Raw genomic sequence first — 16,928 nt, 5'->3', positions numbered from 1 at the left:
CGTCTCTGCCAGCAGAAATGAAAAATCCCCTCACGCAGGAGGGGACGCCGCGCCGATGCCGACCTCACGGGTACCACCGGGGTCGGTACTGATCAGCGCGGCCCGCTAAGCAGAAGGCGTACGGCACGCATGGCGCCTAGGGTACCGCAGGCGTCGATCCGACGGGGACACAGGGCACAAATGGGCCGAGAGCGGACCATCCTTCCGGATGGTCCGCTCTCGACTTCTGTGGAGCTAAGGAGAATTGAACTCCTGACCTCCTGCATGCCATGCAGGCGCTCTACCAACTGAGCTATAGCCCCTTGTTTTGTTTCTCCGCCCGGTTCCCCCGGCGACGTCGTAAACATTACAGGCACGGGGGCGGAGCGCCAAATCGGTTTCCACTGCGACCAATTGGTCGCGAATGTCCGTTTCTATGATGATCGACTCAGGCGGCGACGAAGGAGTAGAACCGCTTGAGGGTGCAGTGCTCCTCCAGGAGGCGGCCGTAGATCGGCTCGCCCTCCAGCTCCCGGTACGTCTCGATGGGGTCGCCTTTTATGATCAGCGCCCGCGCGCATTCCTCGCACCAGTACTGGTAGTCGGCGTTGACCGGCTCCATGTCGCGCACGATGGGCGTACCGCTGCCGCACCAGTCGCACTTCCGCCTGTGTGCACCCATCGATCAGCTCCCGTCGGACCGCACCCCCTTCCGGCCGTCCGATTCTGCCATGAGGGGACCGACACGGTCAGCGACGCTTCAGTAGCACAAACAGAAGATCCCGCCCCCTGACGGGGACGGGATCTTCCTCCTGTGGAGCTAAGGAGAATTGAACTCCTGACCTCCTGCATGCCATGCAGGCGCTCTACCAACTGAGCTATAGCCCCTTGCTGTGTTCTTCCCGCTCGGCGGGGCGAACAAGAAGAACTTTAGCCTGTGACCTGCCGGAAAGTGAAATCCGGGGTGTGCGGCGCCGCCGCGGGCTCAGTCGTCGTCGCCGAGGACCGGCTCGGGGAGGGTGCCCGCGTTGTGCTCCAGCAGGCGCCAGCCGCGCGCGCCCTCGCCCAGCACGGACCAGCAGCAGTTGGAGAGGCCGCCGAGGCTCTCCCAGTGCGGGGCCTGGAGGCCGAGCAGCCGGCCGATGGTGGTGCGGATGGTGCCGCCGTGGCTGACGACCACCAGGGTGCCGTCCACCGGCAGCTTCTCCACATGCCGCAGGACGACGGGCGCGGCCCGGTCGGCGACCTCGGTCTCCAGTTCGCCCCCGCCGCGGCGGATCGCCTCACCGCGCTTCCAGGCGGCGTACTCGTCGCCGTGGCGGGCGATGATCTCCGCGTGCGTCAGCCCCTGCCAGACGCCCGCGTAGGTCTCCCGCAGGCCCTCCTCGCGGGTGACGTCGAGACCGGTGAGGGCGGCCAGCTCGGCGGCCGTGTCAGCGGCCCGCGCCAGGTCCGAGGAGACGATCGCGTCGGGGCGCAGGGAGGCCAGCAGCCGGGCGGCGCGGCGGGCCTGCCCGACACCGGTCTCGGTCAGCGGCACATCGGTGCTGCCCTGGAAGCGGCGCTCCACGTTCCACGAGGTCTGGCCGTGCCGCCACAGGATGACGCGGCGGCCGCGGTCCCGGCGGTCGGTCACCTCACCGGTGGCGCTCATCACCACTGCCCGCCCGGCTCCCCGTCGGCCTCGGACTCCAGGAGCTTGGCGTGCTCCTCGCCCTTGCCGCGGGTGGCCTTGGCGTCGGCCGGCAGCTCCAGCTCGGGGCAGTCCTTCCACAGCCGCTCCAGGGCGTAGAAGACACGCTCCTCGCTGTGCTGGACATGGACCACGATGTCGACGTAGTCGAGCAGGATCCAGCGGGCGTCGCGGTCGCCCTCGCGGCGCACCGGCTTGGCGCCGAGCTCCTTCTGGAGGCGCTCCTCGATCTCGTCGACGATGGCCTTGACCTGGCGGTCGTTCGGCGCGGAAGCGAGCAGGAAGGCGTCCGTGATCGACAGGACGTCGCTGACGTCGTAGGCGATGACGTCATGGGCGAGCTTGTCGGCAGCCGCCTGGGCGGCGGTGTGGATGAGCTCAAGGGAACGATCGGTGGCGGTCACTGCGTGGCTTTCCGTCGGCGGGCACTGAACCTCAAGGGTCTCACGGACCGCCGGGGGCACCCCACGTGATTAACGGCATCGCCAAGGGCGCCCCCCGCGAGCAGCGGCTCACGGAAGGCGCCCCGGCGTGCGCTCAGGAGCCGGACGGCTTGTAGTCCTGGCCCAGGACCACCGAGACATCGGCGCCCGAGGAGACCGAGCCCTTGGTGACGGAGCCCGCGGGCAGGCCGAGGGTCTTGGCGACCTCGGTGGCGTTCTGCTTGTCCGAGGCGTCCTGGTAGACGACCTCCGAGGTCGCCCGGCTGCCGCCGCTGCCGCCCTCCAGGAAGGTGAAGCCGCCGTTCAGGAGCACCACGCGGGCCTGCTCGGTGTCGTCCTTGACGCCGGTGGCGTTCTGCACCGAGACCCGGACCGCGCTGCCGGCGTCGGGGCTCTTGGCGGTGCCGCCGAGGATGTCCTTGACCACGCTGTCGCTGGTCCGGGCGGTGAGCGTGCCGTCCGGCTGCACCGGCAGGAGAGCCGTCCTGTAGTCGCCCTCCTTGGCGAGGCCGGCGAGCTTGGCCAGGAAGGTGCCGAGGTCCTTGTCGGTGAGCGAGGGGTCGAGGATCTGCGCGAGGCTCTGCACGGTGACCGTGGCGTCCGAGGCGTCGGTCGAGATCTTGCGCAGCACGCCCTGCATGACCTGCCCGAACCGCTCCAGCTGGGCGTTCTCCGACTCGCCCGGGGCCCGGTAGGTGGCGTAGGCGACGGCCATCTTGCCGCTGAGGGTCTGATCGCTGCCCTTGGCGACGAGCGGCTCGGCGCCCTTCTTCTTGGCGTCCGGGTCTGGCACGGCGACATTGGTGTCCATGTCGATGTTGCCGACGAGGTCGACCAGGTTCTGCAAGTAGGGCGTGTCCAGACGCCAGGTGCCCTGGATGCTGGTGCCGAGGACGGTGTCCAGCTGGTCGCGGGTGCCGGAGGAGCCGTCCTCGTCCACCGACTTGGCGAGGGTCGTGGTGGAACCGTCGTCGTCGGTCAGCGCCAGGGAGTTGGGCAGCAGGACGGTGCTGCCCCGCTTGGTGGTGGTGTTGTCGACCAGCAGCACGGTGGAGGTGCCGCGTTTGCCGGTGTTGTGCAGATGGACGACGATCACATCGCGCTTCTGGGCGCCGGCCGCCACGGCCGCGCCCCCGCCGCCGCCGGAGGAGGACAGGAAGGGCAGCTTCCCGGCGTACCAGAGGTAGCCGACGCCGCCGGCCGCGACCAGGGCGAGGACGACGCCGAGGGCGACGAGCCGACTGCGGGCGCGGCGGCGGGCCTCCTCGCGGCGCTCGGTGCGGTTCTCGGTGAACGTCAGCCAGTCGATGACGTCATCGGAGTCGCCGTCCGGCTCCTCCACGAACGCGAACTGCTCGGTGCGGTAGTCCGGTTCGCCGTCCGCGTGCCTGTCGGCGGCGTCGTCCCCGTCGTCGCTCGCGAGTTCCGCGTAGGGGTTGTGCCGGGGCGGGTCCTGGGGGCGCGCCTGCTGGGGGATGTGCGCGGTCTGCTCGGCGACCCGGGGCTGCTGCCCGCTGCTCGCGGCCTGCCCGTAGGGGTCGTACCCGGAATGCCCGGAATTCCCCCCGTGCCCCTGGCCCTGGGTCCCGTAGGGGTCGTAACCGCCGTAGCCGTCGTTGCCGTGGTAGCCATCGTTGTCGGAGTAGCCGTCGGCCGAGGGGTACGACGGGACCTGCGGCTGCTGCCCGGTGCCGTACGACCCGTACGGGTGCGCCGGCTGAGAGGTGCCGGTGCCGTAGGGGTCGTAGCCGTATCCCTGCTGCTGGGCATAGGGGTCGTAGGTCCCGGCCCCGGGCCCGGGGCCGCCCGGGGCCTGCTGCGCCGGAACCTGGCGGTAGACGGGCTGTCCGTACTCGTCGTAGCCGACGATCTCGTACTGTCCCGCGTCGTATCGGTCGTTCACCGGTGCCCCTCTCGGCTCACTCGCCGCGGTACAGCTCGCGCTTGTCGATGTAGCGCACGACTCCGTCCGGCACCATGTACCAGATGGGGTCGCCCTTGGCGACTCTCGCACGGCAGTCTGTGGAGGAAATGGCGAGCGCCGGAACCTCGACCAACGAGACGCCGTCCTCCGGCAGTCCCGGGTTGCTGAGGTGGTGGCCGGGCCGGGTGACGCCGATGAAGTGCGAGAGGGAGAACAGCTCCTTGCTGTCGCGCCAGGTCAGCAGCTGGGCGAGGGCGTCGGCACCGGTGATGAAGAACAGGTCGGTGTCCGGGTTGAGGGCGCGCAGGTCGCGCAGGGTGTCCACGGTGTAGGTGGGGCCGCCGCGGTCGATGTCGATACGGCTGACGGAGAACTGCGGGTTCTCGGCGGTGGCGATGACCGTCATCAGATAGCGGTCCTCGGCCGGGGAGACCAGGCGGTGGGACTTCTGCCACGGCTGGCCGGTGGGGACGAACACCACCTCGTCCAGCTGGAACTGCGCGGCGACCTCGCTGGCCGCCACGAGGTGCCCGTGGTGGATCGGGTCGAAGGTGCCGCCCATGACGCCCAGGCGCCGCTTGCCGGTGCGGGCGGGGCCGTGGCCCGGCCGGTGCCTGCGGTACTGCGGCTGGTCGGTCATGTCGGCGTCGGCGGCGCCATCGTGCGCCGGACCGGTAGGCATGTCCTGCTCTCCCATGCGTGCAGACCCTACCGGCCCGGTCCTCGGCGTCCGGCCGGGGCCGGTCCCCCGGCTCAGCGGTCGCGGTTGAAGCGGGTGGTGATCCACAGCAGGAGAAGCAGGATGATGAAGGCGGCGCCGCCGGTGACGGCGGGGTTCAGGCTGTCGTGGTGGCCGCCCTCTTCGGCGGCGAGGGAGATCAGCGGGGCTGCGGCGCTGGTGAGCATCATCTTCGACAGGACCTATCGCGTGTGGGCGGGATAAAGACGTCGACTCATCGTATGCGGGCGGTCCTTCGGCGATCACGCCGACTCCGCCGTTGGGAAGCGCGGGGGCCGGGGCGGGGAACTCCCACCGCTCCTCAGTCGTCCTTCTGCTTGTAGCCGCGCAGCAGGAACCAGGCGGTCAGCGCGCAGCCCAGGAACATCACGATCAGCACGATGCGGAGCAGGTCTCCTCCGCCCCCCTGCTGCTGGGCGGCGCTCGCTGCGGCCTCGGTCAGCCGGGCGGCTGCGGGGTGGTGCTCCATGGCGTGGACTCCTTCGGCTGTCTGCCCGTCCACGGTATCTCCGCCTAGGCTGAACCCCGCCTCGGGGGCTCACCGCACTCACACGCACTTGGGGGAAGACATGCACGACGGCGATCGGCAGGGCGGGCACGAGCGGGTGCCCAGCAGGCAGCGCACGCGCTTTCCGGGGATCTCCTCGCGGGCGTACGAGCACCCGGCGGACCGGTCCGCCCTGGTGGCGCTGCGCAAGCTCAGCGGGTTCGACCAGGTGTTCAAGGCACTGAGCGGACTGCTGCCGGAGCGGAGCCTGCGGCTGCTGTTCCTGTCCGACTCGGTGCGCGTCTCCGAACGGCAGTTCGGTCATCTGCACGACATGCTGCTGGACGCCTGCTACATCCTGGACCTGCCGAAGGTCCCGCCGATGTACGTCACCCAGGACCCGCAGCCGAACGCGATGTGCATCGGCCTGGACGAGCCGATCATCGTGATCTCCACGGGTCTGGTGGAGCTGCTGGACGAGGAGGAGATGCGCGCGGTCGTCGGCCATGAGGTCGGCCACGCGCTGTCCGGGCACTCCGTGTACCGCACCGTGCTGCTGTTCCTGACGAACCTGGCGATCAAGGTCGCCTGGATCCCGCTGGGCAATCTCGCGATCATGGCGATCATCGCGGCGCTGCGGGAGTGGTTCCGCAAGTCCGAACTCTCCGCGGACCGGGCCGGACTGCTGGTGGGCCAGGACGTACGGGCCTCGATGCGCGGCCTGATGAAGATCGCGGGCGGCAACCACCTGCACGAGATGAACGTGGACGCGTTCCTGGAGCAGGCCGAGGAGTACGACTCCGGCGGCGACCTGCGCGACTCCGTGCTGAAGATCCTCAATGTGCTGCCCCGCTCGCACCCGTTCACCACCGTGCGCGCCGCCGAGCTGAAGAAGTGGGCCGAGTCGCGGGACTACCAGCGGATCATGGACGGCCACTACCCGCGCCGCGACGACGACAAGGACGCCAGGGTCAGCGACTCCTTCCGGGAGTCCGCGGCGAGCTACGCGAGCGATGTCAAGGACTCCAAGGACCCGCTGATGAAGCTGGTCAGCGATCTGGCGGGCGGCGCGGGCGATCTGGGCGGCCGCGTCAAGCGCGGCTTCGACGGTTTCAAGAGCCCGCCGCCGGCCAAGGGCGGTCCGGCCCCGGCGGCCGAGTAGGCCCCCTCAGGCCCTCGGCTGCGCCCCCGTGGCCAGCGTGCCGCACAAGGAGGCGGGGCTGTCCGTCCGGTACGGATCGGTGCCCGCGGGGGCGCCCGGGTGGGGAGCCTGGCCCGCCAGCAGGGGGCGGAGGTAGGACGTGGAGTCCTCGGCGCAGGACAGCGGGCCGGCCTCGACGTAGGCCGTGGTCAGCTGGACCTGGCGGGTGCGCAGGTCGTCGCGGGTGAAGCGGAAGGTCAGCGCGCGGCGGACGGTGAAGAGGGAGACGGGGGCACTCGCGGTGCCGGTGGGGCGCAGGGCGTAGACGAAGGTGTGGTCGGCGCTGACCTCCAGGGTCGCCGGGTCCGCCTCGGTGAAGCGCAGCTCGCCCTGGACCCGGATCCGGTCGTCGGCCAGCAGGTCGCGGGCCGGGTCCAGGCGCACCACCCAGCCGGTCGGGGCGTGCCGCCCGTCCGCCGCCGGACGGTCGAAGCTCTGGTCGAACTGGGCGAGCTGGTCGGAGTCCACCAGCGCCCGCGCGGGGGCCGTCTCGTGCCCGGTGAGCACCTCCGGGTAGAGCGCGGAGCGGACGATGTAGTCCTTGGCCGTGGTCAGCGCCGTCATGACCTGACTGTCGGAGAAGTGCGCGGTGCCCCGGGCGGCCGGCAGCGGGACCCCCTCGGCGCCGATGTCGAACCGCGCGGCGGGGCTGTGCGCGTACAGCGTCTCCGCGTCCAACCCCCCGGGCACCTTGCCCTGCGGGGCGAGCGGTATCACCGTCATCCGCAGCGGTTCCACGGGCCGGGGGGCCTCGGCGGAGTCGTACGGATGGCGCACCCCCATGTAGACGGCGGTGCCGAAGGCCACGGCGATCAGCAGCACCAGGATCATCGCCTGGCGGACGAGCCCCCGGTGCAGTGGCCGGCGGCGCACGGCGGGCGCGTGGTCGGCCATCCGCTCCTCGGCCGAGTACTCCTGGAGGCGGGCAGCGCGCACGAACGACTCGTCGAACACGACGGATCGGTATTCGTCCTCCGCACCACCGGGGCCGCCCTCGGGTGTCCCCTCCGGTGGGTCTCCAGGCCCGCCCATACTTTCAGAGTGGGTTTGTGGGGCCCCGGGTAAACGCCCCGCTCTGCCACAACTTCTGACAACTCCTCACCCGGAGCCGATCAGGGCAGGTGGGGCACCGCCGACACCGTGGGGCGCACGGGAGCGACCGTGGGGATCCGGTTCTGGCCCGTCGTGGTGGACGACGGCAGCTGGTCCCGGGTGCCCGAGGAGGCGCCCCGGTAGACCGCGGCGAAGGCGAGGGCCACCATGCCGACGCCCATCACCACGGCGAGCACCCAGGCCACCGGCCGGTGCCAGCGGGCCTGTCTGCCATGGCCGTCGAAGGGCCCCCGGTCGAGGGCGTAGACGTCGTCCAGGTCGTCGAGATCGTCGTCGTCCGGGTCCTCGCCGAATTCGGCGCCCCCGTAGGCGTCGTCGTACCGCTCGCCCCGGGCGCGGGCGCGGCGGGCGGCCTCGGATGCCTCGGCTCTGGCCTCCGCGGCGGCAAGGAGGCGTTCGACGGCGGTCGGCTCATGGACAGTGGCCGCCCGTACGAATTCCTCGTCGAAGACCACGGAGGCGAACTCTTCGTCCGACACCCCGCGGTCGTGGTCGTCGTCGGGCTCCCAGCCGTCAGGGAACGGCGTGCCCCCCACGTCCTCCGGCACATGACCAGAGTAGACCTGGGGGGTCAATTTGGGCAGACGGTACGGAAATTCATCCGCCTGTCGAGACGCCCCCCGGAGGCGAGAGGTCAGCGGCGGATGTGTCCGTCGCCGGTGACGATGTACTTGGTGCTGGTCAGCTCCGGCAGGCCCATCGGGCCCCGGGCGTGCAGCTTCTGGGTGGAGATGCCGATCTCCGCGCCGAAGCCGAACTGGCCGCCGTCGGTGAACCGGGTGGAGGCGTTCACGGCGACCGTGGTCGAGTCGACCAACTGGGTGAAGCGGCGGGCGGCCTGCTGCGAGGTGGTGACGATCGCCTCGGTGTGCCCGGAGGTCCACAGCCGGATGTGCTCGACGGCCTTGTCGAGGGAGTCCACGACGGCGGCGGCGATGTCGTACGACAGGTACTCGGTCTCCCAGTCCTCCGGGGTCGCCTCGACCACGGTGGCCTTCGAGCCCTCGGCGTGGGCCATGACCCGCTCGTCCGCGTGCACGGTGACACCGGCCTCGGCCAGCGCGTCCAGGGCACGCGGCAGGAACTCGGCGGCGATGTCCTGGTGGACCAGCAGGGTCTCGGCCGCGTTGCACACGCTGACCCGCTGGGCCTTGGAGTTGACGAGGATGTCGATCGCCATGTCGATGTCGGCCTGTGCGTCGACGTAGACATGGCAGTTGCCGGTGCCGGTCTCGATGACGGGCACGGTGGACTCGCTGACCACGGTCCTGATCAGGGAGGCGCCGCCGCGCGGGATGAGGACGTCGACCAGGCCCCGGGCGCGCATCAGCTCGCGCACGGACTCACGGCTCTCCCCCGGCACCAGCTGTACGGCGTCGGCGGGCAGCCCGGCGCCGCCGACCGCGTCCCGGATCACCCGGACGAGGGCGGTGTTGGACTCGTAGGCGGAGGCGGAGCCGCGCAGCAGGACCGCGTTGCCGGACTTCAGGCAGAGCGCGGCGGCGTCCGCGGTGACATTGGGGCGGGCCTCGTAGACGATGCCGACGACGCCGAGCGGGACGCGGACCTGGCGCAGGTCGATGCCGTTGGGCAGGGTGGAGCCGCGGACCACCTCGCCGACCGGGTCGGGCAGCCCTGCCACGTCGCGGACGTCGGCGGCGATGGCCCGGACCCGCTCGGGGGTGAGGGTGAGCCGGTCCACGATGGCCTCGCTGGTGCCGCTCTCGCGCGCCTTGGCCACGTCCTTGGCGTTGGCCTCGATGATCTCCCCGGTCCGTACCTCCAGGGCGTCGGCGATCGCCAGCAGCGCGTCGTCCTTCACGGCGCGCGGCAGCGGCGCGAGGTCGGCGGCGGCGGCCCTGGCCCGGTAGGCGGCCTGGGTGACCGGGGACATCGAGTCGTACGGCGAGAGCGTGGTCATGGGGGAAGGGTAGTGCGGGGTGCGGAGCCCTTCCGCGCGTGTTCCACACCCCGAGACGAAAACCCCGGAAAACCCCGGTAAGGGCTCAGAAGGGGTGGACCCCTACGGGGGTCGCGGGCAACGGTCCGTACCCCTCCGCGATGCGCTGGTGGTACGTCTCGCGGTCGATGACCTCCAGACCGACGATCTCCCACGGGGGCAGTCCGGAGCTGAGCCGGTGCTCGCCCCACAGGCGCAGTGCGACCGCGGCCGCGTCATGCAGGTCGCGGGCCTCTTCCCAGTACCGGATCTCGGCGTGATCACTCGCGTATCTGCTGGTCAGCAGGAAGGGGTGGTCGTGAGCCAGCTGTTCCAGGGCCCGCCGCAGGTCCGTGAGGGGGACGCTCTTGCCGGCCACGCTGAGCGTGACGTGCCACAGCCGGGGCAGGTCCCTGGGTTCCTCGTAGGTGGTCCCGGCCGCGACGCTCGTCAGGGCACCTCGGGTGGTACCCCCAGGGCGCACTCGTCTCACGACGGCCTCCTTCACCCAAGTGCTCGGAAACATGTCTCGCACACAAAGTTGAGCAGGCCGTAAGGCTTCGCGGGGCGGTTTCACGGAACGTCCCCCACCGGAGGCCCCCGGGGGCGCCCCGCTGTACGAGTGTCACCCGTGCAGGAGCACCAGGTCGTCCCTGTGTACGACCTCGCGTTCGTACGCCGGACCCAGCTCGCGTGCCAGCTCGTGGGTCGAACGACCGATCAGCCGGGGGATCTCCTTGGCGTCGAAGCTGACGAGCCCTCGCGCCACCGCGCGGCCATCGGCGTCCCGCAGCTCCACGGGGTCGCCCGCACTGAACTCGCCCTCGACGGCGGCGATCCCGGCGGGCAGCAGCGACTTGCGGCCCTGGACGACCGCCGCCACTGCGCCGTCGTCCAACGTGAGCGCGCCCTGTGGGGTGGAGGCGTGCTGGAGCCAGAGCAGCCGGTCGGCGGAGCGCTTGCCGGTGGGGTGGAAGTACGTGCCGGTGTCGCCGCCGCCGAGAGCGTCCGCCGCGTGCACGGCGGAGGTCAGCACCACCGGGATGCCGGCGGCGGCCGCGATCCGGGCGGCCTCCACCTTGGTCACCATGCCGCCGGTGCCGACGCCCGCCTTGCCCGCGCTGCCGATCTCGACGCCCTCGAGGTCCTCGGGGCCGTGGATCTCCGCTATCCGGGAGGTGCCGGGCCTGCTGGGGTCCCCGTCGTAGACGCCGTCCACGTCGGAGAGGAGGACGAGCAGGTCGGCGTGGACGAGGTGGGCGACGAGGGCGGCGAGCCGGTCGTTGTCGCCGAAGCGGATCTCGTCGGTGGCGACGGTGTCGTTCTCGTTGACGATCGGCAGGGCGCCCATCGCGAGGAGCTTGTCGAGGGTGCGCGAGGCGTTGCGGTGATGGGCGCGGCGGCTCATGTCGTCGCTGGTGAGCAGGACTTGGCCGACGCGGACGCCGTACCGGGCGAAGGAGGCGGTGTACCGGGCGACCAGCAGCCCCTGTCCGACGCTGGCGGCGGCCTGCTGCCGGGCGAGGTCCCGGGGCCGGCGGCGCAGCCCGAGCGGCGCGAGCCCGGCGGCGATGGCTCCGGAGGAGACGAGGACGACCTCCCTGTTCCCCTCCCTGTCCCCGGTGCCGCGGCTCTTGGCCAGCACATCCACCAGGGCGTCCACCCGGTCGGCGTCCAGCCCGCCCGCCGCACTGGTCAGCGAGGAGGACCCCACCTTGACGACGATCCTGCGGGCCGTGCCCACGGCCTGCCTCGCGCTTGCCACCTTGCCCGCCGTCCCTTTCGCCCGTGTACCGGCCTCGTGCTGCGCAATGTACGCGACCGGGGGGCTTCGGTGCGCTCCGGTTTCGCCGAGCGGACACCGTCCGGCGGGCGGACGGTGTCCGAGTAACCGATGGGAAAGGGAGAGCGCGCGACCATTCACGAGATGTGCAATTCACGAAAGGCGCGTGGCTTTTTTCATTTCCGGTTCTCGGGGGAATTCTTCGCCGTGCCGGCCCTCATTTCACCGCGCGAGGTGCCGCCACCGCCACCGCACCGGATGCCGCCGATGGGCGCCCGGCCGGGCACAGGGCTTGCGACCGCGCCGTGTGGATCGGTGTCGAATCCACCACATCCCGCCCGAAACCATGGACCGGAACGCACAACATCCGCACCACGGGCCCCGGCCGGACCGCGCGGGGCGGGTTGACCGGATCGTCCGGTTCGCGCCGCTGGAAGCGCCGTTCTCACCGTGGGCTCACCTTCTCTTACCCGGGCGGGCGGCCATCGGCACGTATCGGCACCGCCCTGCCCGCAACCCCGGATCCGGCCACTTCGGAAGCCCTGCGCACCCGCCCGTGAGTCACGCCACACCCGGGCGACCGGGTCCCGTCCGGTCATACGGTGAGACCATCCGGTAGGGCACGTTAGGGTAGGGTTAAACGCCCCTTAACCTCGCACTCCTTGTGCCTCTCGCCTTCCGCTCCGCACCGGCAGCGGGAGGCGGTTGAGAGTCTGACCGACAGTCCAGGAGCCCCAAGCATGCCCGTAGCGAATGGAAACGCTTCGCCGAAAATAAGCGTTGTCGTCCCTGTCTACAAAGTCCAGGGATATCTCCGTGCGTGCTTGGACTCCATTCTGTCCCAGTCCTTCGAGGATTTCGAGATCGTCGCCATCGACGACCACTCGCCGGACGCCTGCGGTCGGATACTCGATGAATACGCCGCCCTCGACAGCCGCGTCATACCCGTGCACCTGGAGGAGAACCAGGGCATCGGAAAGGCGCGTGACGCCGGTGCGCTGAAGTCCCGCGGCGAGTACATCCTCTTCCTGGACAGCGACGACACCCTGGCCGACGGCGCGCTCCAGGCGATCGCCGACCGGCTGGAGGCCACGGGCGACCCCGACATCCTGCTGCTCAACCACGTCCGCACGTACTGGAACAACCGGGTCCAGGCGAGCGCGGCCGGTGAACTCCTCGCGAGCGCGGGCACGGACGTCTTCACGGCGCTCGAACGGCCGGACTTCCTCACCATGTTCGCCGTCGTCTGGAACCGCGCCTACCGCCGCGAGTTCTACGTCGGCAACAACTTCATCTTCACGGACGGCATCTACGAGGACGCGCTCATGGTCTACAAGACCATGCTGACCGCGCAGACCATCGCCGCCACCGACCACGTCTGCGTCGAGTACCGCCAGCGCCGCCAGGGCAACTCCATGCGGACGCCCGGCCGCAAGCACTTCGGCATCTTCCAGCAGTACGCGCGCCTGTTCGAGTTCCTCGACCAGCACCCCGAGACCGAGCCCGTGCGCGCCCTGCTGTTCGAGCGCGCGGCGAGCCACTACCTGTTCACGCTGGCCCGCGAGGACCGCATCGTCCCCAAGGACCGCGCGGAGTTCTTCAAGCTCGCGGCCGCCTCGTACAAGCGCTACAAGCCCAAGGGCTTCATGCTCCCCGAGGGCTCCCAGGGCGTCCGGTTCCAGCTGCTGGAGCGCGGCTCCTACACGGCGTACGCCACGGTGACCGCCGCCGGCAACACCCGCCGCCAGGTCATCCAGCGCGCCACCAAGGTCAAGACCAAGCTCGGCAAGACCGCCTACAACCGGCTGTACCGGCTGCATCTGCGCCGCCCGGTGGACGAGAACCTCGCGGTCTACGCGGCCTACTGGAACCGCGGTGTCGCCTGCAACCCCGCGGCCATCTACCACAAGGCCAAGGAACTCGCCCCGAACGTGCACGGGGTGTGGATCGTGCGCCGCGACATGGTGGACAACATCCCCGCGGGCGTCGACTACGTGGTGGCCAACTCGCCGCGTTACTGGGAGGTCATGGCCCGCGCCAAGTACCTCGTCAACAACGTCAACTTCCCGAACAACATCGTCAAGCGCCCCGAGCAGGTCTTCCTCCAGACCCATCACGGCACCCCGCTGAAGCAGATGGGCATCGACCAGCAGAAGTACCCGGCGGCGGCGAAGAACATGAGCTTCGCCAAGATGCTGGAGCGGGCCGACAAGTGGGACCTGAGCCTCACCTCCAACCAGCACTCCACGGAGAACTGGGAGCGGGTCTACCCCTGCGCGTTCGAGGCGATCGAGTTCGGCTACCCGCGCAACGACGTCTTCTTCCGCACCGACGGTGACGACGTCCTGCGCATCCGCCGCGAGCTGGGCATCGAGGACGGCAAGAAGGCCATCCTGTACTGCCCGACCGTGCGCGACTACCAGAAGGGCTACGTCCCCCGGATCGACCTGGAGCGCTTCTGCTCCGAGCTCGGCCCGGACTTCGTCGTCCTGGTGCGCACGCACTACTTCTACGGCGCCGACCCCCGCCTGGAGGCCCTCCAGGAGCGTGGTCTGATCAAGGACGTGTCGACGTACCCGGTGGTGGAGGACCTCTGCCTGGCCGCCGACGCGCTGATCACGGACTACTCGTCCATCATGTTCGACTACGCGTGCCTGGACCGCCCGATCGTCACCTACGCGGACGACTGGGAGGTCTACCGCAAGGCCCGCGGTGTCTACTTCGACATCCTCTCCGGCCAGCCGGGCGAGACGCCGGGTGCGACCGCGACCGACGAGGACCAGCTGATCGAGGTCTTCCGTTCCGGTGCCTGGAACGGCTCCAAGGCCGCCGAGCTGCGTGCCGCGTTCCGTGAGCGCTTCGTGCAGTTCGACGACGGAAACGCGGCCGAGCGTGTGGTGCGCCGGCTCTACCTCGGCCAGCGGGAGACCACCCCCGCGGTGCTTCCGCTGGACGAGCGGACGCCCGCGCCCGCACCGGGGACGCTCGCCCAGGCCCGCATCCCGCGGCAGCCCACCGGTGAGCACGGCCTCATCGACGCCTGAGCCGGGCCCAGCCGTGCCTGAGCACGGCTCATCGACGCCCGAACGCGGCCGGGACCGACCCCCGGCCGCACCGGCGCCCGACGCGCTAAACGAGAGAGACGAACACCTGATGGCTTCCCGCCCCACCATTTCCAAGGCGGTCATACCGGCGGCGGGTCTCGGTACCCGGTTCCTGCCGGCGACCAAGGCGACTCCCAAGGAGATGCTGCCGGTCGTCGACAAGCCCGCGATCCAGTACGTGGTCGAGGAGGCCGTGTCCGCGGGGCTCGACGACGTCCTGATGATCACCGGTCGTAACAAGCGTCCCCTGGAGGACCACTTCGACCGCAACTACGAGCTGGAGTCGGCCCTTCAGAAGAAGGGCGACGCGAGCCGGCTCGCCAAGGTGCAGGAATCCAGCGACCTGGCGACCATGCACTACGTCCGCCAGGGCGACCCCAGGGGCCTCGGCCACGCCGTGCTGTGCGCGGCCCCGCACGTCGGCCACGAGCCCTTCGCGGTCCTGCTCGGCGACGACCTGATCGACCCCCGCGACCCCCTGCTCCAGCGCATGATCGAGATCCAGGAGCAGCACGGCGGCAGCGTGATCGCCCTCATGGAGGTCGCGCCCGAGCAGATCCACCTCTACGGCTGCGCCGCCGTCGAGGCCACCGCCGAGGGCGATGTCGTCAGGATCAGCGGACTGGTCGAGAAGCCCGACCCGGCCGACGCCCCCTCCAACTACGCGGTCATCGGCCGCTATGTGCTGGCCCCGCAGATCTTCGATGTCCTGCGCGAGACCGAGCCGGGCCGCGGCGGCGAGATCCAGCTGACCGACGCGCTCCAGCAACTCGCCACCGACGAGAAGCTGGGCGGCCCGGTGCACGGCGTCGTCTTCCGCGGCCGCCGCTACGACACCGGCGACCGCGGCGACTACCTGCGCGCCATCGTCCGGCTCGCCTGCGAACGCGAGGACCTGGGACCGGAGTTCCGGACCTGGCTGCGCGGCTACGTCGGCCAGGAGCTGAGCGAGGGCTGATCCGGCCCCCGCGGCGGATACGACAGAGGGCGGGCCCGGAGGATTTCTCCTCCGGGCCCGCCCTCTGCCATCGGCTCTGTTCAAACCGTCATCGGCTCTGTCTAGAACGGCTCGAAGTCGTCGAACTCCCGGCCGGCCTCGTCCCGTTCGGCGTCCCGGTCCCGGCGGCGCTGGGCCGCGGGGCGGGGTGCCTCGAAGCGGTGGTCCTCGCCGCGGCGGCCGAGCATCTCGGCGCCCGCCGTGACCGACGGCTCCCAGTCGAAGACGACCGCGTTCTCCTCGGGGCCGATGGCGACGCCGTCGCCGCCCCGGGCGCCCGCCTTCATCAACTTCTCTTCCACACCGAGGCGGTTGAGCCGGTCGGCGAGATAGCCGACGGCCTCGTCGTTGTTGAAGTCGGTCTGCCGCACCCAGCGCTCGGGCTTCTCGCCGCGCACCCGGAACAGCGGCTCGGCGTCGGTACCCTCACGGGTGACGGTGAAGCCGGCGTCGTCCACGGCCTTGGGCCGGATGACGATCCGCGTGGCCTCTTCCTTGGGCTTGGCCGCACGCGCCTTGCCGACCAGCTCACCGAGGGCGAAGGACAGCTCGCGCAGACCGATGTGGGCGACCGCCGACACCTCGAAGACGCGGTAGCCGCGAGCCTCCAGATCGGGGCGGACCATCTCGGCGAGGTCCTTGCCGTCGGGCACGTCGATCTTGTTCAGGACGACGATGCGGGGCCGGTTGTCGAGACCGCCGTACTGCCGCAGCTCCTCCTCGATGATGTCGAGGTCGGAGAGCGGGTCGCGGTCGGACTCCAGGGTCGCGGTGTCCAGGACGTGCACCAGCACGCTGCACCGCTCCACATGCCGCAGGAACTCCAGGCCCAGGCCCTTGCCCTGGCTGGCGCCCGGGATCAGTCCCGGCACGTCGGCGATGGTGTAGACGGTGGAGCCCGCGGTGACCACACCGAGGTTGGGCACCAGGGTGGTGAAGGGGTAGTCCGCGATCTTCGGCTTGGCGGCGCTGAGCACCGAGATCAGCGAGGACTTGCCGGCGCTCGGATAGCCGACCAGCGCCACGTCGGCGACGGTCTTCAGCTCCAGGACGACGTCCTGGAGCTCCCCGGGCACACCGAGCAGCGCGAAGCCGGGCGCCTTGCGGCGGGCCGAGGACAGCGCCGCGTTGCCGAGGCCGCCGCGGCCGCCCTGGGCGGCGATGTACGACGTCCCCTGCCCGACCAGGTCGGCGAGGACATTGCCCGCCTTGTCGAGCACCACGGTGCCGTCCGGGACCGGCAGGATCAGGTCCTGGCCGTCCTTGCCGGCGCGGTTGCCGCCCTCGCCGGGCTTGCCGTTGGTGGCCTTGCGGTGCGGGGAGTGGTGGTAGTCGAGCAGCGTGGTGACCGACTGCTCCACGGTCAGGATGACGTCACCGCCACGCCCGCCGTTACCGCCGTCCGGGCCGCCCAGCGGCTTGAACTTCTCACGGTGGACGGAGGCACAGCCGTGGCCCCCGTTACCCGCGGCGACATGCAGTTCGACGCGGTCCACGAAGGTGGTCATGGTTCAGTGCCTCCAGAA

General features: G+C 70.4%; 16 protein-coding genes and 2 tRNA genes. 3 read left to right on the top strand and 15 right to left on the bottom strand.

Translation table 11 applies throughout. The features are described 5' to 3' along the window. Positions 1 to 229: 229 nt before the first annotated feature. From HEP81_RS25875 to HEP81_RS25835, 9 genes are all read right to left on the bottom strand, one after another. Positions 230 to 302, bottom strand: a tRNA-Ala gene (locus tag HEP81_RS25875). A 125-nt stretch (positions 303 to 427) separates the two neighbouring features. Next, a complete protein-coding gene (locus HEP81_RS25870) occupies positions 428 to 661 on the bottom strand; it encodes a hypothetical protein (protein WP_037655034.1) in 234 nt (77 codons plus the stop codon). A 133-nt stretch (positions 662 to 794) separates the two neighbouring features. Further along, positions 795 to 867, bottom strand: a tRNA-Ala gene (locus tag HEP81_RS25865). A gap of 97 nt (positions 868 to 964) precedes the next feature. Further along, a complete protein-coding gene (locus HEP81_RS25860; RefSeq protein WP_037655255.1) occupies positions 965 to 1,633 on the bottom strand; it encodes a histidine phosphatase family protein in 669 nt (222 codons plus the stop codon). After that, a complete protein-coding gene (rsfS, locus tag HEP81_RS25855; RefSeq protein WP_037655031.1) occupies positions 1,633 to 2,076 on the bottom strand; it encodes a ribosome silencing factor in 444 nt (147 codons plus the stop codon). The genes HEP81_RS25860 and rsfS overlap by 1 nt, the downstream gene beginning before the upstream one ends. Positions 2,077 to 2,209: 133 nt before the next feature. Beyond that, the gene (locus HEP81_RS25850) at positions 2,210 to 4,018 is read right to left on the bottom strand and encodes an LCP family protein (protein WP_037655028.1); all 1,809 of its coding nucleotides are present in this window, start codon (positions 4,016 to 4,018) and stop codon (positions 2,210 to 2,212) included. Positions 4,019 to 4,034: 16 nt separating this feature from the next. After that, positions 4,035 to 4,736: a nicotinate-nucleotide adenylyltransferase gene (gene nadD, locus HEP81_RS25845; RefSeq protein WP_037655026.1), complete on the bottom strand. Its 702-nt coding sequence runs from the start codon at positions 4,734 to 4,736 to the stop codon at positions 4,035 to 4,037. 56 nt (positions 4,737 to 4,792) lie between these two features. Next, the gene (locus tag HEP81_RS25840) at positions 4,793 to 4,948 is read right to left on the bottom strand and encodes a hypothetical protein (RefSeq protein ID WP_164932529.1); all 156 of its coding nucleotides are present in this window, start codon (positions 4,946 to 4,948) and stop codon (positions 4,793 to 4,795) included. Positions 4,949 to 5,079: 131 nt separating this feature from the next. Beyond that, entirely contained in the window at positions 5,080 to 5,247 is a 168-nt protein-coding gene (locus tag HEP81_RS25835; protein ID WP_037655024.1) for a hypothetical protein, read from the bottom strand. 100 nt (positions 5,248 to 5,347) lie between these two features. Between HEP81_RS25835 and HEP81_RS25830 the strand changes: the two genes are divergently transcribed. Continuing rightward, positions 5,348 to 6,427 (top strand): M48 family metallopeptidase, encoded by a 1,080-nt coding sequence (locus tag HEP81_RS25830; protein WP_037655021.1) that lies wholly within the window; start codon positions 5,348 to 5,350, stop codon positions 6,425 to 6,427. 6 nt (positions 6,428 to 6,433) lie between these two features. Here the strand turns inward: HEP81_RS25830 and HEP81_RS25825 are convergent, their stop codons facing one another. From HEP81_RS25825 to proB, 5 genes are all read right to left on the bottom strand, one after another. Further along, positions 6,434 to 7,498, bottom strand: coding sequence for an SCO2583 family membrane protein (locus tag HEP81_RS25825; protein WP_037655019.1), 1,065 nt, complete (start codon positions 7,496 to 7,498; stop codon positions 6,434 to 6,436). 80 nt (positions 7,499 to 7,578) lie between these two features. Beyond that, positions 7,579 to 8,127: an SCO2584 family spore wall biosynthesis protein gene (locus tag HEP81_RS25820; protein ID WP_037655017.1), complete on the bottom strand. Its 549-nt coding sequence runs from the start codon at positions 8,125 to 8,127 to the stop codon at positions 7,579 to 7,581. An 86-nt stretch (positions 8,128 to 8,213) separates the two neighbouring features. Further along, positions 8,214 to 9,500 carry a glutamate-5-semialdehyde dehydrogenase gene (locus HEP81_RS25815; RefSeq protein ID WP_037655015.1) on the bottom strand — a complete coding sequence of 429 codons (1,287 nt, stop codon included), beginning with the start codon at positions 9,498 to 9,500 and terminating at the stop codon, positions 8,214 to 8,216. Positions 9,501 to 9,585: 85 nt separating this feature from the next. Next, complete coding sequence (locus HEP81_RS25810; RefSeq protein ID WP_037655012.1) at positions 9,586 to 10,011, bottom strand: hypothetical protein; 426 nt, start codon at positions 10,009 to 10,011, stop codon at positions 9,586 to 9,588. Between the two features lie 132 nt (positions 10,012 to 10,143). Then, a complete protein-coding gene (gene proB, locus HEP81_RS25805) occupies positions 10,144 to 11,262 on the bottom strand; it encodes a glutamate 5-kinase (RefSeq protein ID WP_037655010.1) in 1,119 nt (372 codons plus the stop codon). Between the two features lie 779 nt (positions 11,263 to 12,041). Between proB and HEP81_RS25800 the strand changes: the two genes are divergently transcribed. Next, complete coding sequence (locus HEP81_RS25800) at positions 12,042 to 14,345, top strand: bifunctional glycosyltransferase/CDP-glycerol:glycerophosphate glycerophosphotransferase (RefSeq protein ID WP_037655007.1); 2,304 nt, start codon at positions 12,042 to 12,044, stop codon at positions 14,343 to 14,345. Between the two features lie 109 nt (positions 14,346 to 14,454). Further along, positions 14,455 to 15,363, top strand: coding sequence for a UTP--glucose-1-phosphate uridylyltransferase GalU (galU, locus tag HEP81_RS25795; RefSeq protein ID WP_154823261.1), 909 nt, complete (start codon positions 14,455 to 14,457; stop codon positions 15,361 to 15,363). A 101-nt stretch (positions 15,364 to 15,464) separates the two neighbouring features. Here galU and obgE read toward each other — a convergent pair whose 3' ends face one another. Next, on the bottom strand, positions 15,465 to 16,910 hold the full coding sequence (gene obgE / locus HEP81_RS25790) for a GTPase ObgE (protein ID WP_037651858.1): 1,446 nt from the start codon (positions 16,908 to 16,910) through the stop codon (positions 15,465 to 15,467). Between the last annotated feature and the right edge of the window lie 18 nt (positions 16,911 to 16,928).

Origin of the sequence: Streptomyces griseofuscus, assembly GCF_014673495.1 — a bacterium.
Classification (GTDB): Bacteria; Actinomycetota; Actinomycetes; order Streptomycetales; family Streptomycetaceae; genus Streptomyces; species Streptomyces murinus.
The sequence above is the reverse complement of the archived record's forward strand: the minus strand, read 5'-3'. Positions and strand labels throughout refer to the sequence as shown.